Origin of the sequence: Flavobacterium sp., from assembly GCF_040383245.1 — a bacterium.
GTDB lineage: Bacteria > Bacteroidota > Bacteroidia > Flavobacteriales > Flavobacteriaceae > Flavobacterium.
In genome coordinates this window covers 60,690-78,035 of the sequence record NZ_JBEIDX010000004.1, presented here as the reverse complement: position 1 = coordinate 78,035, position 17,346 = coordinate 60,690, and the positions used below count along the sequence as shown (strand labels likewise).

At 32.9% G+C, this 17,346-nt stretch carries 17 protein-coding genes; 2 read left to right on the top strand and 15 right to left on the bottom strand.

Annotation, left to right across the window (positions count from 1 at the left end):
- Window positions 1-11: 11 nt before the first annotated feature.
- A complete protein-coding gene (locus ABWO08_RS03220) occupies window positions 12-506 on the top strand; it encodes a hypothetical protein (RefSeq protein ID WP_353083615.1) in 495 nt (164 codons plus the stop codon).
- Here the strand turns inward: ABWO08_RS03220 and ABWO08_RS03215 are convergent, their stop codons facing one another.
- Window positions 507-1,910, bottom strand: a complete 1,404-nt coding sequence (locus tag ABWO08_RS03215) for an FAD-binding oxidoreductase (RefSeq protein ID WP_353083614.1) — start codon at window positions 1,908-1,910, stop codon at window positions 507-509.
- A 127-nt stretch (window positions 1,911-2,037) separates the two neighbouring features.
- Here ABWO08_RS03215 and meaB point away from each other — a divergent pair, with 127 nt between their 5' ends.
- A complete protein-coding gene (gene meaB, locus ABWO08_RS03210) occupies window positions 2,038-3,120 on the top strand; it encodes a methylmalonyl Co-A mutase-associated GTPase MeaB (protein ID WP_353083613.1) in 1,083 nt (360 codons plus the stop codon).
- Window positions 3,121-3,124: 4 nt separating this feature from the next.
- Here the strand turns inward: meaB and ABWO08_RS03205 are convergent, their stop codons facing one another.
- The 14 genes from ABWO08_RS03205 to ABWO08_RS03140 form a co-directional block, all read right to left on the bottom strand.
- Window positions 3,125-3,352: a DUF8828 family protein gene (locus ABWO08_RS03205; protein ID WP_353083612.1), complete on the bottom strand. Its 228-nt coding sequence runs from the start codon at window positions 3,350-3,352 to the stop codon at window positions 3,125-3,127.
- Between the two features lie 26 nt (window positions 3,353-3,378).
- Entirely contained in the window at window positions 3,379-4,284 is a 906-nt protein-coding gene (locus ABWO08_RS03200) for a prohibitin family protein (RefSeq protein WP_353083611.1), read from the bottom strand.
- 60 nt (window positions 4,285-4,344) lie between these two features.
- On the bottom strand, window positions 4,345-5,721 hold the full coding sequence (locus tag ABWO08_RS03195; RefSeq protein ID WP_353083610.1) for an MATE family efflux transporter: 1,377 nt from the start codon (window positions 5,719-5,721) through the stop codon (window positions 4,345-4,347).
- 2 nt (window positions 5,722-5,723) lie between these two features.
- Window positions 5,724-7,358 (bottom strand): ABC-F family ATP-binding cassette domain-containing protein, encoded by a 1,635-nt coding sequence (locus ABWO08_RS03190; RefSeq protein ID WP_353083609.1) that lies wholly within the window; start codon window positions 7,356-7,358, stop codon window positions 5,724-5,726.
- Between the two features lie 105 nt (window positions 7,359-7,463).
- Window positions 7,464-8,027 carry a hypothetical protein gene (locus ABWO08_RS03185; protein ID WP_353083608.1) on the bottom strand — a complete coding sequence of 188 codons (564 nt, stop codon included), beginning with the start codon at window positions 8,025-8,027 and terminating at the stop codon, window positions 7,464-7,466.
- 62 nt (window positions 8,028-8,089) lie between these two features.
- Window positions 8,090-8,305 (bottom strand): putative signal transducing protein, encoded by a 216-nt coding sequence (locus ABWO08_RS03180; protein WP_353083607.1) that lies wholly within the window; start codon window positions 8,303-8,305, stop codon window positions 8,090-8,092.
- A 22-nt stretch (window positions 8,306-8,327) separates the two neighbouring features.
- Window positions 8,328-8,948 (bottom strand): DEAD/DEAH box helicase, encoded by a 621-nt coding sequence (locus ABWO08_RS03175; RefSeq protein WP_353083606.1) that lies wholly within the window; start codon window positions 8,946-8,948, stop codon window positions 8,328-8,330.
- 8 nt (window positions 8,949-8,956) lie between these two features.
- Window positions 8,957-10,120: a sigma-54-dependent transcriptional regulator gene (locus ABWO08_RS03170; RefSeq protein WP_353083605.1), complete on the bottom strand. Its 1,164-nt coding sequence runs from the start codon at window positions 10,118-10,120 to the stop codon at window positions 8,957-8,959.
- 17 nt (window positions 10,121-10,137) lie between these two features.
- Window positions 10,138-11,442 carry an ABC transporter permease gene (locus ABWO08_RS03165; protein ID WP_353083604.1) on the bottom strand — a complete coding sequence of 435 codons (1,305 nt, stop codon included), beginning with the start codon at window positions 11,440-11,442 and terminating at the stop codon, window positions 10,138-10,140.
- Entirely contained in the window at window positions 11,442-12,362 is a 921-nt protein-coding gene (locus ABWO08_RS03160; protein ID WP_353083603.1) for an ABC transporter ATP-binding protein, read from the bottom strand. Before ABWO08_RS03160 ends, ABWO08_RS03165 begins: the two co-directional genes overlap by 1 nt.
- A gap of 162 nt (window positions 12,363-12,524) precedes the next feature.
- Window positions 12,525-13,637 carry a molecular chaperone DnaJ gene (gene dnaJ, locus ABWO08_RS03155; RefSeq protein WP_353083602.1) on the bottom strand — a complete coding sequence of 371 codons (1,113 nt, stop codon included), beginning with the start codon at window positions 13,635-13,637 and terminating at the stop codon, window positions 12,525-12,527.
- A 36-nt stretch (window positions 13,638-13,673) separates the two neighbouring features.
- Complete coding sequence (locus ABWO08_RS03150) at window positions 13,674-14,282, bottom strand: nucleotide exchange factor GrpE (protein ID WP_353083601.1); 609 nt, start codon at window positions 14,280-14,282, stop codon at window positions 13,674-13,676.
- A 250-nt stretch (window positions 14,283-14,532) separates the two neighbouring features.
- Complete coding sequence (locus ABWO08_RS03145) at window positions 14,533-15,438, bottom strand: TIGR01777 family oxidoreductase (protein WP_353083600.1); 906 nt, start codon at window positions 15,436-15,438, stop codon at window positions 14,533-14,535.
- Between the two features lie 206 nt (window positions 15,439-15,644).
- On the bottom strand, window positions 15,645-17,345 hold the full coding sequence (locus ABWO08_RS03140) for a PspC domain-containing protein (RefSeq protein ID WP_353083599.1): 1,701 nt from the start codon (window positions 17,343-17,345) through the stop codon (window positions 15,645-15,647).
- Window position 17,346: the final 1 nt, after the last annotated feature.

Here is a 17,346-nt window from a genome sequence, read left to right as displayed (position 1 = left end):
TTAAATATATTATGAAAACAATAAAAATAACCCTATTATTATTTTTACTTTTTTTTGGATTTAATTCAGGCATGGCTCAATTTGGCGGAATGAACGGTGGTATGAACGGTGGTATGATGGGCGGAGGAATGAATCAAATGCAAAACCAACAAAGTATTCAAAATACAAATAATTACGGAAGAAATAAAAGTTCAGAAGACATAGAAAAAGAAAGAGAAGAAAACTTAGCAAAAAGCATTGAAAAAATTGCAAAAGAACTTAATCTTGACGCTCTTCAAATGATTGTAATAAAAAAAGAAATAGAAGCAAGTTCTAAAAGCATTTTTGCAGTTTCTAAGTCTGAAGCTTCAGACGAAGATAAAATTAAAGAAATGAATGCAATAAATGAAAAAACAGATAGAACAATAAACACCTTTCTCAATGCGGATCAAAAAATAAAGTACAAAAAGTACATTGACGATCGCAAAGAAAGAATGGAAAAATTAAGGATGACAATTAGAAATTAATCATAAACTATCCGGGAAAATCTTACCTGGGTTAAGAATATTATTTGGATCAAACACATATTTAATTCGTTCCATTAATTCGAGGTGTGTTTTTGAAAAAGCAATATCCATAAAATTCTTTTGTACATATCCAATTCCGTGTTCTCCTGAAAGTGTTCCTCTTAACGAAACCGTTAATTCGAATATCTCTCTAATTCCTTTAGGAACTTCTATTTTCCAATCGGTTTCACTTAGTGTCCCTCGAATAATATTCACATGTAGGTTACCGTCTCCAGCATGCCCATAACAAACGGATTGAAATCCGTATTTCTTACCAATATTTTTAATACCTTGTAATAATTCGGGCAAAACATACCTTGGCACAACGGTGTCTTCTTCTTTATAAATAGAATTTGCTTTTACAGCCTCTGCCACAGAACGGCGCATTTTCCATAAAGCATTTTTTTGATCATCGGTATCTGCAAAAAGCACTTCGTCAATTTCAAACTCCTCTACCACTCCCATTATTTTTTCGGCTTCAAGCATTAAAATTTCAGGATAATTACCATCAACTTCAATTAGTAAATGGGCTTGCACATCTTCTTTTACTTGAACATTTAATCCGTCAACAAATTTTAAAGTCCAATCGATCGCATCACGCTCCATAAATTCCAATGCACTTGGGATAATTCCGGCTCTGAAGATTGCCGAAACTGCCTCACATGCTTGGCTAGCATGATAAAAAGGAACAAGCATTAAAATATTATGAGTATTTTGTGGAAGTAACTTCAATACAATTTTGGTAATTACACCAAGCGTTCCTTCGCTACCCACCATCAATTGCGTTAAATTATATCCTGTAGAATTTTTCAAAGTATTAGCTCCAGTCCAAATAATTTCTCCGTTTGGCAACACCACCTCTAAGTTCAGTACATAATCTTTGGTAACCCCATACTTCACGGCACGCGCACCACCAGAATTTTCAGCCACATTCCCGCCTATCCAACAACTACCTTGACTACTTGGATCAACTGGATAAAACAAGCCTTTTTCGGCAACTGCTTCACGCAAAACCTGAGTAATAACAGCAGGTTCAACTAGTACTTGTAAGTTTTGCTCATCAATTTCAATGATTTTATTTAATCGCTCCATTGAAAGTCCGATGCCCTCATAAATACTCAATGCACCTCCACTTAACCCTGTTCTTGCACCAATTGGAGTAGTTGGAATTTTATAATCGTTTGCTATTTTTAATATTTCAGAAATCTCTTTTGCGTTAGCAGGTTTCACGACTACACTTGGTGGAAAAACATAATTTTCGGTTTCATCGTGACCATAATGATTACGGGTTTCTTGATCGGTGAAAATATAGGCATCACCAACAATATTGGCTAGTTTTTGAAGAATTTCGGCGTTAATTTGCATGTTGTAAATTTGAATAGTAAAAATAATAAATAATTGACAATAGACAATTAATAATTACTAATTGAGATAGGAATATTGATTATTGGGCTATTTTTTTATGTAAATTTGTATTTAGAAATTCAATAATTTGAAACAAAACTCTAAAAAATCGGCGTTAACTGAAGTAGACGGTGTCAATCCCCCTCCAAGTGTAAGTACTTCATCACTAGAGGTGATTCAGCAATTGCGCCGAAACCAACCTTCTGCTCAAGAACTAATTAACGGAATTCTCGCTAAAGACAAAACAGCTTTAAGTAGAGCAATTACTTTGGTTGAAAGCACGAATCCAGATCATACCGAAAAGGCAAATACTATTATTCAGGCGTGTTTACCTCATGCAAATAAATCGTTTCGAATAGGAATTACTGGGGTTCCTGGAGTTGGAAAAAGTACCTTTATTGAAGCATTTGGTAAGCACCTGACTTCAATTGGAAAGAAAGTTGCCGTATTGGCGGTAGATCCAAGTAGTACCATTTCGCATGGAAGTATTTTGGGAGATAAAACCCGAATGGAAGAATTGGTTAAAGATGAAAATGCGTACATAAGACCTAGCGCCTCAGGTGAAACCCTAGGTGGAGTTGCAAGAAAAACGCGTGAAACCATAATACTTTGTGAAGCAGCAGGATTTGACACCATTATTATTGAAACTGTTGGGGTTGGACAAAGTGAAACTGCCGTTCACAGCATGGTAGATTTCTTTTTACTTCTGAAAATATCGGGGGCTGGAGATGAACTTCAGGGGATCAAACGCGGGATTATGGAAATGGCAGATGCTATTGTCATCAATAAAGCAGACGGTGATAACATCAATAAAGCCAAATTAGCAAAAACCGAATTTAACCGTGCTTTGCACTTATTCCCTGCGAAAAAATCGGGTTGGATACCAACGGCTGCCACGTGTAGTTCGTATACAAAAGAAGGAATTGCCGATGTTTGGAACACCATTTCTGAATACAACACCTTGGTACAAACCAACCACTATTTTGAACAAAAAAGACACGATCAAAATCAGTATTGGATGTTAGAAACGATTAACGAGCAATTACAATCTAATTTTTACAACCATCCTGAAATCATAAAGCTATTAGAAAAAAATAAAAAAGCAGTGCAAAATGATGAAATATCACCCTTTGCAGCTGCTATAAATTTATTAAAAGCTTACGCTAAATAAAAAACTATTCTTCGTAAAGTTTCATTTCTTTATCATAAAACTCACCGGCAAGAGTAATTAAATGCTCCATTTCGGCTTCTAATTCGGTTTCATCTTCACCTTCAAGGTCTTCTAAAAATTCTACTTCGTCATCTTTTAAGTTAATAATGAATCGAGGGAAATCTAAATGAATGATGAAAATATCTTCAGGAAAATCAGAATTATCTGCTATTACAAATTTAGGAAGTTGCATATTTATATAGTTTGGAGTTTAAAGTATTATTTATCTGATAAAATTACAGAACCATTGTTTTTTCCCATAAAAATAATTTTGGTATTTGGGGAAGCAGCCAATTCTTTTTGGGCTTTAATTTGTTCGTATTGTAATTGTTTATCTGTTAAATTGGTTGAAATGATTCTTTGATAATCAGCAATACCTTGTGCTTCTACTCTTTTTCGCTCAGCTTCTTGTTTTTCTTTTTGAAGTACGAACTGCATTTTTTGTGCGTCTTGCTCCGCGTTAATTTTACTTTCAATAGTAGTTTTAACCGAAGTCGGTAAATTGATATTTCTAATCAACAATTGCTCTAAAACCAGACCTCTTTTTTTGAAGTCATCCTCTATGGTTTTAAAAATTCGTTGTTGAAATTCATTTCTTTTGGTAGAATATAAAGCCACGGCATCATAATAAACTGCGTTGTCGCGAATACGAGTTCTTGTAATTGGACGGACAATTTTATCCGTATAATTTTCACCAATTCCTTTAAGAATTTTTGGTGCTTCATTAGGTATAACACGGTATAAAACGGTTAAGTCAATTACCACTTCCAAACCATCGTTTGATAAAACTCTAATCGCATCATCACCTTCTTGCGCACCTTCACTGTGAATAGCCGACATGGTATAGTTTTGCGTTTGAATATCAAAAACGGTAATATCCAATAACGGATTAATTACATGCAATCCACTCTCTAAAACATCAGGCTGTACATTTCCGTAAAGCGATTTTACTCCTACTTTACCCGCGTCAATTTGTTTGAACATAGAGGATAAAATCCCTAGTCCAATTACTAAAAAACCAATGATTCGAATGCTGCCAGAAAATTTAGATAACGGATTAGTATTGTCTTTCAAAGAAAAACCAGCAATAACTAAAATAAACCCAATAATAATTAATAGTATCATTTTAAAATGTTTTAATTTATTGTTATACGAAGCTTTTAATGAATTGTTACAAACGTAAAGCTAGGAATTCTCTTTTATTAACTTTTTAGTAATTAAATGGAATCGAATGTATAGAAATAAAGCTGCAGCTGATAAACCTGCTAATAAACCAATCCACACTCCTACTGCTTTCAATTCGGTGTATTCGCCTAAATAATAAGAAATAGGAAATCCAATTAACCAATAAGCAATAAATGTAAGATACATAGGGATTTTAACATCCTGCAATCCGCGTAAAGCACCTAACACAACTACTTGGATTCCATCGGAGATTTGAAAAACAGCAGCAACCAAAAGTAATTTTGCAGCAATAAAAACTACTTCTTTATTATCTAATAACTGCTTGGTATCGCTCATATCTAAAAATAATGAAGGGACGATGTTGTGCAAAACAATAAATAAAATAGCAAAAACTATTTCGATTAAAATAACTAATAAAAATATAGATCGCGCTACAACAACCAAGTTTTTGTAGTCATTCAACCCTTTTTGATTACTCACTCGAATCATGGAAACCACACTCAATCCCATGGCAAACATAAAGGTCATGGAAGCCAAACTCAATGCAATTTGATTGGCAGCCTGACTTGTTTTACCAATGTTTCCACAAAGCCATATAGCTGCTGTAAATAGCACTACTTCAAATAACATTTGCAAAGCGGAAGGAACTCCTAAATTGACAATTTTTTGAATGGTTTCTTTTTTTATTTCAGAAAAACTAAAATTATGGAAATATGTTTTTAACTGCTCTTGTCTCGACAATATGATGTGCATAAAAACAACCATAGCAATCCTAGAAATTACCGTTCCCAATGCAGCGCCAACAATGCCCATTTTTGGAAAAATCCAAACGCCATATATCAAGCAATAGTTAATAATAACATGAAGAATATTCGCCATTACTATAGCGTACATAGAGTATTTGGTCATGGATAAACCATCCGCAAATTGCTTATATCCTTGATAAATTATTAAAGGAACCAGCGAAAAACCAACCCAATCTAAAAAGGGTTTGGCCAAAACAATCACTTCTTTAGGCTGGTGCAACATTTCCATAATTGGTTTACCTAATACAACTAAACCAAACAATAGAAACCCTAAGATTACACAAAGGAACAATCCATTATGAAAAGCGGAACGAATTTTTCCGGAATCTTTTTCTGCATCGGCTTCACCTACAATTGGTGTTATCGCTGTAGAAAAACCTATTCCGAGTGATAAAGCCACAAAAATCATACTGTTTGCCAATGAAACCGCAGCCAATTCGGTAGAGCCCAATTTACCCACCATGATGTTATCAACAATCATAATTAAGGTATGCCCAAGCATACCCAAAACCACTGGATAAGCTAATTGCAGATTGTATTTAAATTCTTTGGTGTATTGGGAAATATTCATATTTATTTTTCAATCTCTTTTAAAGAGTCCATTTTTTTATGAGCTAAAAATCCTTTAATATCTTCAAAATGTTCTTTCACTCTTTTATTCCCAAATTCAAAAACTTTGGTGGCTAATCCATCAAGAAAATCTCTATCGTGTGAAACCAAAATTAACGTTCCGTCAAAGTCTCTAAGAGCATCTTTAATAATGTCTTTAGTCTTCATATCCAAATGATTAGAAGGCTCATCTAGAATTAAAAGATTAACAGGTTCTAACAATAATTTGATCATTGCTAAACGGGTTTTTTCTCCTCCTGATAGTACTTTCACTTTCTTGGTAACATCATCTCCATGAAACATAAACGCACCTAAAATATCTTTTATCTTAGTACGAATATCTCCAACGGCAATATCATCAATAGTAGAAAAAATAGTTGCATTTTCGTCTAATAAAGAAGCTTGATTTTGAGCAAAATATCCAATTTGTGCATTATGCCCAATTTCAACCGAACCACTATTGATTTCAATTTCCTTCATGATTGCTTTAATCATGGTCGATTTTCCTTCTCCGTTTTTCCCTACAAAAGCTACTTTTTGACCACGCTCAATTACAATATTGGCATCTCTAAAAATTTCTTTTTCTCCGTATGCTTTACATAAATCTTTAACAATTACCGGATAATTTCCAGATCTCACAGCAGGTGGAAATTTTAATTTTAGAGCAGAGGTATCAATTTCATCCACTTGAACGATTTCCAATTTTTCAAGCATTTTAACACGAGATTGAACCGCGTCAGTTTTAGAGAATGTCCCTTTAAATCGATCAATAAAAGCTTGATTATCTGCAATCATTTTTTGTTGCTCATCATACGCTTTTTGTTGGTGTAATCTTCGGTCTTTACGCAATTCTAAGTAATGAGAATACTTTGCTTTATAATCATAAATACGCCCCATAGTAACTTCAATAGTCCTATTGGTGATATTATCAACAAAGGCTCTATCGTGTGAAATCACAACGACTGCCTTGGCAGAATTAATTAAGAAATCTTCAAGCCACTGAATACTTTCGATATCCATGTGGTTGGTTGGCTCATCCAACAAAATTAAATCGGGTTTTTGCAAAAGAATTTTAGCCAATTCAATTCGCATTCTCCAACCACCTGAAAATTCAGAGGTTTGACGCGTAAAGTCTTCTCTTTCAAAACCTAATCCAACTAATATTTTTTCAACCTCAGCTTCGTAGTTTATTTCTTCAATTGCATAAAACTTTTCACTCAAATCGGAAACTCGTTCAATAAGTTTCATGTAAGCATCACTTTCATAATCCGTACGAATGGTTAATTGCTCATTGATTTCATCAATTTCAGCTTTCATTTTGAAGATTTCTCCAAATGCTTTTGAAGCTTCTTCCATAACAGTTGCTCCGTCTGTAGTTAGTAAATGCTGCGGCAAATAGGCTACTACTGCATCTTTAGGAACCGAAACATTACCAGTTGATGGTTTTGAAGCTCCTGCAATAATTTTTAAAAGCGTTGATTTACCGGCGCCATTTTTACCCATTAAGGCAATTTTGTCGTTTTCATTTATAGCAAAAGTAACATCGCTAAATAAGGTAGTTCCGCCAAATTGAACGGAAATATCGTTAATTGTAATCATTTTTATAAAGTTGGAAGTAAGAAGATAAAGCAGAAGCTCCAATCGACTTATTTTTTAAAGGTGCAAAGATAGATTAAATGTTTAGAATTAAAGTTTATACCAATTCTAATTTTTAATAATAAAAATCCATTTCCATTGGCTTGGATCACCAATACCTACGCCAGGCGTGTACAAGAATAATTTTACAGTTGCATTAGGGTTGCTTGCTCTGTATTGATTTACAATTTCTAAGTAGCGAATTGCATTAAAAATTTCTGAATAATTGTAATTAATATTATCCGGGTTATAAACATTCTCAAAAACTGGATCTGCTATTGGGACTAATGTGTTTATAAAGTTGTATTGATTTGCAGATAAAAAAGATGTTGGAAAATGTATTTGACCATCACCCATCCAAATGATATCACCATCAAATATTTTAGTATTTAATTCACTGTAAAACAATTTAATATTTCCAAAATCTGCAGGTGGAATTACTTGATTTGTTACCGTAAATGTTGAAGTTGAACTAGGAAAAATGGTTTCATTGCCACCTTCAAAAGTATTGGTTTCATAATCCACTTTCAACAACATAACCTTATTTGGATTCTGATTAATTACATAATTATCAGAGTTAGAATCACAAGAAATTTGAACAAATAAAACCGCAAAAAAAAGTAAATATTTCATGGCATTTTTTTATAAAATTACAAAATTTGAATCAACTTCAAAATTATTTTATAATATCTAAACTATAAACTCAATCTAAATTCTTCAATCACTGGATTAGCTTTACCATAATCGACTTCTTGAATAAACAATTCAACCGCTTTTGGCGAAGAAATGCTTGGTAATACATTCGCTTGATTGTTATTTCTAATTACCACAGCAATTTCTGCTTCTTCCAATCGTTCTTTCAAACTCACTGCTAGAATTTCTTCTCCCGAAAATATTTTTATTAAGCCCATATTTATATTTTTTTATGTTGTTTTATTCCTCTTCTTCCATTTCGAAGAAAAGAGGTTCAATCATTATTTTTTCTGCCAATACTTCAACTCGTTCTGTTATTTCGGAGCAAAAGAAAATTCGCTGTGTTTTATCGATACTTGCCGACAATCTTAAAATAACCGAATCCATTCGGTTTCTAAACAATATTTCTGAATCATCTACTACAAACATTCGGATGGTATTGATATTAAATCCAGCAGATGAAAACAAAGCATTCACTCGATTTGGTGTTCCAATTAAGATATCTAAACCTAAAGAAATAATATTTTTATCGTAATCAATATCGCCTTTATCATGAACTCCTAAAATGCTTAAATCGGTGTAAGTTCCTAGTTTTAAGAAGAGCTCTTCCATCTCTAACACTTTCTCCTTATTTTCTACAATAATCAAAGCACGCGTACACTCGCCTACTGTTTTCTCTAAACGTTGAATCACATTTAACACAATAGTTGTAGTCTTTCCAGATCCTTTAGGCGATTGAATAACCGCATCTACCCCACTTTTTATTGTTGAAAAAGTTTCTTGCTGCATCTCATTGGCTTCTGTTAATTCATGTTCCAGAAGTGCTTGTTGAAGATTGGGATTTATTTTTTTTAACTGCATTTTATTCTTTATTTACTTGCAAACAATTTTACATCTTGTTCAGATATTTCGTTTCCGCCAAGAATTATCAATCGTTCTACAACATTTCTTAGCTCACGAATATTTCCAGTCCAATCATAAACTTGCAAGAGTTTAACTGCTTCCTTTGAAAATGTTTTTGGAGTATTACCTTGTTCTTCTGCTATTTTTGAAGCAAAATGTTCTAAAAGCAAAGGTATATCATCTCGGCGTTCATTTAATGACGGAACTTTAATAAATATTACCGCTAAACGATGGTATAAATCTTCTCTGAAACGACCTTCTTCAATTTCTTTTTTAAGGTCTTTATTGGTAGCCGCAATAACGCGCACATTCACTTTAATATCTTTATCGGCGCCTACACGCTGAACCAAATTTTCTTGTAAGGCCCGTAATACTTTGGCTTGAGCTGCCAAACTCATATCTCCAATTTCATCTAAGAAAATTGTACCGCCATCAGCGGCTTCAAATTTTCCCGCTCGATCTTTCACTGCCGAAGTAAAGGCACCTTTTACATGACCAAATAATTCACTTTCAATCAATTCTGAAGGAATTGCAGCACAGTTTACTTCAATTAATGAAAAATCGGCACGCTCACTTTTTTCATGAAGTTGGTGTGCAACCAACTCTTTTCCCGTTCCGTTTGGCCCCGTAATTAATACACGGGCATCGGTTTGGGCAACTTTCTCAATCATTTGTTTGATTGCGATAATTGGTTCCGAATTTCCGATTATCTCATAATTCTTACTGACTTTTTTCTTCAGGATTTTATTCTCAACTACCAGTTGCTTTTTATCTAAAGCATTACGAACCGTATTCAATAACCGATTTAAATCGGGTGGTTTAGAAATATAATCAAAGGCTCCCAATCGCATCGTTTGAATTGCCGTTTCCATATCACCGTGTCCAGAAATCATGACCATCGGAATTTCAGGTTTGATTTTCTTCACTGCCTCAAGCAGCTCAACTCCATCCATTTTTGGCATTTTGATATCACACAAAACCAAATCGTAATCGGTGTTTTTTATTTTTTCAAGTCCCTGAACTCCATCCTCGGCTTCGTCTACCAAATAGGTATCGCTCTCCTCTGAAAGAATTTTGGTTAAAACCCTTCTAATAGACGCTTCGTCCTCAATGATTAATATTCTAGACATAATTTACTGATTTGAAATTAATATTTAAGCCACTTATAGAGTTCTTTCCAGGTTGGTTTTTTACCATACATTAAAATTCCTACACGGTAAATCTTGGATGCAAACCACACCACTCCAAAAAAGGTTCCAAATAAAATAGTAATAGAAAGCACAATTTGCCATAAAGGAACACCAAACGGAATTCGCATCATCATTACTATTGGAGAGGTTAATGGCACCATAGAAAATACAGTTGCAACAGTTCCATTTGGATCATTTACAACGGTAAAGAAACCAATATAAACTCCCAATATTAAAGGCATTATGATTGGCATTAAGAATTGTTGCGAATCGGTTTCATTATCAACAGCCGCACCAATAGCCGCATAAAAAGAACTGTATAAAAAGTAGCCTCCAATAAAATAAATAATAAAACTGACCAAAATTGTAGCTATTGGAAGATTTAAAATTTCATTTAAATACAATTGCAATTCTCCACCCATTTGATTTTGAGCTGCTTGCAAAGCTTGGGTTTGTGCATCAGTGGTAGCACCCATTTGCGCTCCAAATACAGAAGTCATCACAAACATTGCAGCTAATCCCAAGATGGCCCAAATTAAAAACTGAAGGATTCCTGCTAGTGAGGTTCCAATAATTTTTCCCATCATCAATTGGAATGGCTTTACTGAGGAAATAATTACTTCAATAATACGCGATGTTTTTTCTTCAATCACACTTCTCATAACCATATTTCCATATATAATAATGAACATCATGATTAAATACCCAAAAGCACCGCCAATAAATATCTTAATTTCATTCAACCCTTTCAAAGCGGTTTCACCCGAAGCCTTATTTAATTGAATAGAAACATCAGCTTTAGCTTTGTTAATTTTTAAGGTATCTAATCCTACTCTTTGAAAGTTTTCGGCCGTCATTTTTTTAGTAATAACGTCTTCCAATTCACTTATATAAACAATACTCGGACTATCATTTGAAATAAATTGCACCTGATTTTGCAAAGAATCATTTTGAGAATTATTAGGGATTACAAGAAGTCCTTCATAGCTTTCATTAAGTACGCTATCTCTCAATACTTTTACATCAACCTTAGATAAATTAAGGTATTTATATTCTTTATCACTTTTAAACTCATTTACAAATCTTCCAGTTTCATCATGAATTGCAATGGTTTTTAAATCGGATTTCATATTGCTTAAATACCCAACAAATAAGGCAATACCAACAAAAAGTAACGGACTTAAAAAAGTCATTACAATAAATGATTTATTACGAACTTTAGCAATAAATTCTCTCTTAACGATTAAGGCTAGTTTACTCATTACTCCGTTACTGTTTTAATGAAAATATCGTTTACACTAGGAATTTTTTCTACAAAATGGGTTACTTGACCTTTTTGCAATAACAATTGCAATAGGTCATTTTGAGAGGTTGAATCCAATTGAATTTCTAATTTTAATTCTTCATTTAATGAATTAAAATCAGTTGGATTTACTTTGAATTTCTGAGATAACTCCTGCATTACACTTTCGTTGTTATCACACAAAATACCCACTTCATAACTGTTTGTTCTGAATTGTTTTTTTACATCGGATAATTTACCTTCAATTAACTTATTCGATTTATGAATTAAGGCAATGTGATCACACATTTCTTCTACACTTTCCATTCGGTGGGTAGAAAATATAACTGAAGTTCCTTGTTTGTTTAACTCGATAATTTCGTCTTTTATCAAATTGGCATTAACCGGATCAAAACCAGAAAAAGGTTCGTCTAGAATAAGCAATTTAGGTTTGTGCAAAACCGTTACCACAAACTGAATTTTCTGAGCCATCCCTTTTGATAATTCTTGAATTTTTTTATCCCACCATCCTTGAATTTCCAATCGTTCAAACCAGTATTTAAGTTGCTTTTTGGCATCCGATTTAGATAGTCCTTTAAGCTGAGCTAAATACAAACACTGTTCCCCTACTTTCATTGACTTGTACAATCCTCGCTCTTCGGGCATGTATCCAATATATTGCACGTCTTCAGGCTTTAAAAGTTGACCATCTAAAATAATTTCCCCACTATCGGGCATGGTTATTTGATTGATGATTCGAATTAACGAGGTTTTTCCTGCACCATTCGGGCCCAAAAGACCATAAATACTGCCTTTAGGAATAGTTAAGGAAACTTCATTTAGTGCAGTGTAATCGCCATATTGCTTAACTACCTTGTGAACTTCAAGAATGTTACTCATAAATTATTTATTATGCTTATGTAATTTGTAAAAGTACAGAATTAGTATGAAAATCTATGAAAATGTTACAAAAAACCCACCCTTATGTAAACATTAGGATGGGAAAAAATGCAAGTAAAATCAAATACTAAAAAAGTAAATTTATTTTAAATGCAAAAAAAATTAGGAGAACATATCTTTTACTTTATCAAAAAATGATTTATCTCCTTTTTCAGGATGCGGAACAAAATTCACATCCGATAATGAATTTTCAAAGAAAATGCGTTGTTCTTTATTTAGTGTTTTTGGAGTCCATACATTAATATGCACCAATAAATCTCCGTTACCATAACTGTTTAAACTTGGAATTCCTTTTCCTTTCAATCGTAATATTTTACCCGATTGAATCCCTTCTTCCAATTTGATTCGAACTTTTCCATTAACCGCTTCAATTTCTTTAGAAACTCCTAACACAGCTTCGGGAAAACTGATGTATAAATCATAATGTAAGTTCTCTCCTTCACGTTTTAAAAATTCGTGTTCTAGCTCTTCAATAGCAACAATTAAATCACCCGGAATACCATTACCTGGAGCATCATTTCCTTTGCCAGAAACTTTAAGTTGCATTCCGTCAACAACACCTGCAGGAATTTTAATAGAAACGGTTTCGTCTTCCATTATCATTCCATATGCATCGGCATTATTTGGCTTGCTATCAATAGTTTGCCCAGCTCCACCACAAGAAGAACAAGTTGCAGAAGTTTGCATTCTACCCAAAATAGTGTTAGTCACTCTAAGTACTTGTCCTTGCCCATTACAGGTTGAACAGGTTTTATATTTTACGCCTGGCGCTTGGATTTTTCGTTTTACTTTAACTTTTTTCTCCACTCCATTCGCGATTTCTTCTAAAGTAAGTTTAACTTTAATTCGAAGATTACTTCCTTTTACACGACGCGGTCCGCCAGAATTTCCTCCGAAACCACCGCCAAATCCGCCGCCAAAAATATCTCCAAACTGGCTGAAAATATCATCCATATTCATGTGATGACCTCCGCCGCCAAAACCTCCACCACCATCAAATGCTTGGTGACCATATTGATCGTATTTCGCTTTTTTACTTGCATCACTTAACACTTCGTATGCTTCAGCACAAGCCTTGAAATTCTCTTCTGCTTTTGCATCACCCGGGTTTTTATCAGGATGAAATTCTAAAGCTTTTTTTCTATATGCTTTTTTAATTTCATCTGGGGAAGCACTCTTTGTGATACCAAGTATTTCGTAAAAATCTTTTTTCATAAATATAGTTTTGAACTAAATTTTAAATCATCAAAATTAATTCCCAATAACAACTTTTGGAAAACGAATAATTTTATCTCCTAACTTATATCCCTTTTCAAGTACATCCACAATTTTTCCTTTCATAGCATCTGATGCCGCTGGTATTTGTGTAATTGCTTCGGCATAATCGGCATTAAAAGCATCACCAGCACGCACTTCAACTTCTTCTAGCCCTTTAGAAAAAAGTGTTGATTTGAATTTTTCATGAATTAAACTTACCCCTTGCAACAAAGCATCATCTTGAGATTTTCCAATTTCTACTAAGGCTCTGTCAAAATCGTCTAAAACTGGCAACATGGCTTGTAAAACTTCTTGATTGGCAGTTTTAAACAAATCCATTCTTTCTTTAGAGGTTCTTTTTTTGTAGTTTTCAAACTCAGCAAAAAGACGTAAAAATTTATCTTTTTCACTAGATAATTCTAACTCTAATTTTTGTTCCGTACTAAGTGCATCTTCTTCCACCCCTTCATTTTCATTACCTAAAACTGTTTCATCTGTAGCAGTTGCTTCAGTATTAAGGTTCATTTCATTTTCAAGAATTTCTTTGTCCGTTTTTTCCGTACTCATGGTATTTTTATTTTTAAATATATCTTTAAGATTCATGATTTATTACTATTCCGATATCGGATTGCAAAAGTACTGCCATTTCTGTAAAAATGTCAAATTGTCACTTAAATTTATTTTTACAAAAAAGCTAATTACTCGAGATATAGAAACTTTAATATAATTTTAAGATTGTTGTAGCATAGTTATCGCTACATTTGGAATATAAAAGGTTTACATTTGGCCGAAAGGCAAGAAATAGCATTAATTCAAAATGAAAAAAGTTCTAGCGATAACTAGAACTTTTTTTTTATTTAATAAGATTGGATAATGCCAAATCTGCTGAAGGATATTCAAATTGAAAACCAAGTTCTAAAGCTCTTCTTGGAATAATATTTTTATTATTAAATAGTAAAATATGCATTTCTCCTAAAATTAATTTCATTACCATTTTTGATACATTAGGCAAAAACAAAGGGCGATGTAAATGTTTTGCAATACATCTTGTTAATTCTTGATTGGAAATAGGATTTGGTGCAACAGCATTTATTACGCCTTCTATTTCGTTTTGTAATGTAAAATAATATAGCCTTGCAATATCATTGATGTGAATCCAAGTTTGCAGTTGTTTTCCAGTCCCGAAACCAGAGCCTGCAAACATTTTTATAGGTTTTATCATTTCAGGAAGTGCACCTCCGTTTTCAGAAAAAACCACACCAGTGCGCATTTTAGCAACTTTAATGTTCAATAAATTAAATTGATCGGCACTTTCCTCCCATTTGACCACTAGATTTCCTAAAAAGGAATGGTCTATTTCTGAAGCAGTTTCATCATATATAGCCGAATTACTATCTGGATAGATTGCAGTACCGGAAGCTGAGATAAAATGTTTTACCTGTTTGGGATTTTTTTTAACTAAGTGAAACAACAAATTAGTAGATAAAAGTCGACTTTCAATTAATTCTTGCTTATACGAATTAGTCCATCTATTGGATATTGAAGCTCCTGCCAAATGAATTATCGCATCAACTCCATCCAAACAATTCTCGTCAATTTTACCTTCTTTGGGATTCCAATAAAAGCCAAAATAATTCTCTCGATTTTGAATTTTTAATTTCGAAGTAGTTAAATAATGAATAATATGATTTTCTTTCAGAAGTAAATTTGTTAATTCTTTTCCAATTAAACCCGTAGCTCCTGTAATTAATATCTTCATCTCAAATTTTTATTCAAAATTACAAAGATTTGAATAAAACAGAAGTTAATTGGTATTGGTTTAACTTTTGTTGAACCAAATAAAAAAATCCCAACTTTCATCGGGATTTTTCTTGTTATAATAGATAAATAGTAATTTCTAAAATAATAACGCCAACACAGCTGATATTAATAGTTTCGTGCAAAATATTACAATTTTTATCATGATTAGTAATTTTGAGTTTTAGTTACGGTTTTAATTATTTTCTTTCCATTATTAACTTTAACTGTAACTGTTTTAACAGAATCACCATCTATTTCATTTACTTCTTCTGTTATTGTGGTATCATAATCATCGTTTTCATTGGGCGGGCAATTGGTACATTTTACTTTAGTATCCATAACTTTATAAATGTAGTCGTCTGATGAAAAATGCAAGTTAAAATAACCATCCTCTGACTCATCATATACTTGAACGCTTGCATCAGCTTGAAACTGTGTTCCCAATGGAAGGTATAAAAACATTTCCACTTTTTGGTTTCTAAATTTAGAAGCAACTTGACTAATTAAATAATTATCTAACACTAATTTATTTCCTTCTATTTTATAACCGTATTTAATTTTTTCGGCACGCTTTCTAGCTTCTTCCATTGATTTACCTAAGGCAATTTTTTCAATTTGCAAATAAGGAACGGTATCTTTAGTTGGTAATATTTTAATAGAAACATTATTAGAATAGATGATTTCTCTGTTAGTTTCATCTTGAGTCAATCTAAAATCAACTCTATTATCGATTTCTTTATCATAAAAATCATTATTCTTAAAACTAATTCTTAACGTATCGTTTGGCGAAAGCGCAATTATTTCTTTTTTCACCTCTTTACCTTCTGATGAAATTTGAGTAAACTCTTTAACTCCAATTGTAATTAATAAAGAAAGTGCAATACTCCATACAGCAATCAGCGTATATTTTGCAATATTACCAATTGATTTATAATTAGTTACAACTATTTTCAATCCTAAAACAAATAAGAAGAAAAACGGAATTCCAAAAGTCAATAAGAACAAGGTTCCTTGAATCCACATTGGAGTTTCTAATCCTAATGGAGTTCTAAAATGATTAATCAAAGTATTTTGTGGCAACGAACTTGAGAAAATTGCAACTCCAGAAGCAATAATTATCACAAATAAAGCTATCGATGAGAAGATAATTATAATTACTCCAATTACTTTGGAGAAAGTTTCAAAAATGGTTTGTAAAACACCTCCTAATTTACTTCCAGAGGTTTCGGCACTATTCTTTACTCGATTACCAAGATCATCATAATCAACATTTTTTATTTTACCCGATACTTTATCAAATTCCTCCTTAACCTTTTTTTCAATTTCTGAAATGTTAACCGGTTTTCCAGTCATTTCTAATTTTTCTGCTGTTGTAACTGCTTTTGGCATCGCAATCCATAAAACAATATAGGCAATTACCCCTGATCCAAAACCAAAAAACAATAATAAAAAGAACAAACGCAACCAAACAGAATCTACTCCAAAGTAATGCCCAAGCCCGGTACACACCCCTCCTATCATTCCTTTATCTTCATCACGATATAATTTTTTTCTGCCAGTATGAATATAATTATATGAAGGTGCTGGCTCTGAAGCATCGTCGTCTATTCTATAATCTTCAGGCTGACCCATAACCGCTATAACATCATCAACATCTTTACCGTTAATTACATGTTTTTCACTTTTTTGTTTTTCTGATAAAATTTCAGCAACACGCATTTCAATATCTTTCATAACCTCTTCTTTACTGGAAGAATTAGTTAGCGATCGTTTTACTGCTTCAAAATATTTTGATAATTTTTGGTATGCATCTTCATCAATATGAAAAAATAAACCTCCTATATTAATATTTACTGTTTTGTTCATG

Excerpts from the sequence above, each read along its gene's own strand:
- ABWO08_RS03165 (WP_353083604.1), bottom strand. The coding sequence starts at position 11,442 with ATGAGTAAACTAGCCTTAATCGTTAAGAGAGAATTTATTGCTAAAGTT.
- ABWO08_RS03220 (WP_353083615.1), top strand. The coding sequence starts at position 12 with ATGAAAACAATAAAAATAACCCTATTATTATTTTTACTTTTTTTTGGA.
- ABWO08_RS03170 (WP_353083605.1), bottom strand. The coding sequence starts at position 10,120 with ATGTCTAGAATATTAATCATTGAGGACGAAGCGTCTATTAGAAGGGTT.
- ABWO08_RS03175 (WP_353083606.1), bottom strand. The coding sequence starts at position 8,948 with ATGCAGTTAAAAAAAATAAATCCCAATCTTCAACAAGCACTTCTGGAA.
- dnaJ (WP_353083602.1), bottom strand. The coding sequence starts at position 13,637 with ATGAAAAAAGATTTTTACGAAATACTTGGTATCACAAAGAGTGCTTCC.
- ABWO08_RS03150 (WP_353083601.1), bottom strand. The coding sequence starts at position 14,282 with ATGAATCTTAAAGATATATTTAAAAATAAAAATACCATGAGTACGGAA.
- ABWO08_RS03145 (WP_353083600.1), bottom strand. The coding sequence starts at position 15,438 with ATGAAGATATTAATTACAGGAGCTACGGGTTTAATTGGAAAAGAATTA.
- ABWO08_RS03190 (WP_353083609.1), bottom strand. The coding sequence starts at position 7,358 with ATGATTACAATTAACGATATTTCCGTTCAATTTGGCGGAACTACCTTA.
- ABWO08_RS03215 (WP_353083614.1), bottom strand. The coding sequence starts at position 1,910 with ATGCAAATTAACGCCGAAATTCTTCAAAAACTAGCCAATATTGTTGGT.
- ABWO08_RS03200 (WP_353083611.1), bottom strand. The coding sequence starts at position 4,284 with ATGATACTATTAATTATTATTGGGTTTATTTTAGTTATTGCTGGTTTT.
- ABWO08_RS03205 (WP_353083612.1), bottom strand. The coding sequence starts at position 3,352 with ATGCAACTTCCTAAATTTGTAATAGCAGATAATTCTGATTTTCCTGAA.
- ABWO08_RS03140 (WP_353083599.1), bottom strand. The coding sequence starts at position 17,345 with ATGAACAAAACAGTAAATATTAATATAGGAGGTTTATTTTTTCATATT.
- ABWO08_RS03185 (WP_353083608.1), bottom strand. The coding sequence starts at position 8,027 with ATGAAATATTTACTTTTTTTTGCGGTTTTATTTGTTCAAATTTCTTGT.
- ABWO08_RS03195 (WP_353083610.1), bottom strand. The coding sequence starts at position 5,721 with ATGAATATTTCCCAATACACCAAAGAATTTAAATACAATCTGCAATTA.
- ABWO08_RS03180 (WP_353083607.1), bottom strand. The coding sequence starts at position 8,305 with ATGGGCTTAATAAAAATATTTTCGGGAGAAGAAATTCTAGCAGTGAGT.
- ABWO08_RS03160 (WP_353083603.1), bottom strand. The coding sequence starts at position 12,362 with ATGAGTAACATTCTTGAAGTTCACAAGGTAGTTAAGCAATATGGCGAT.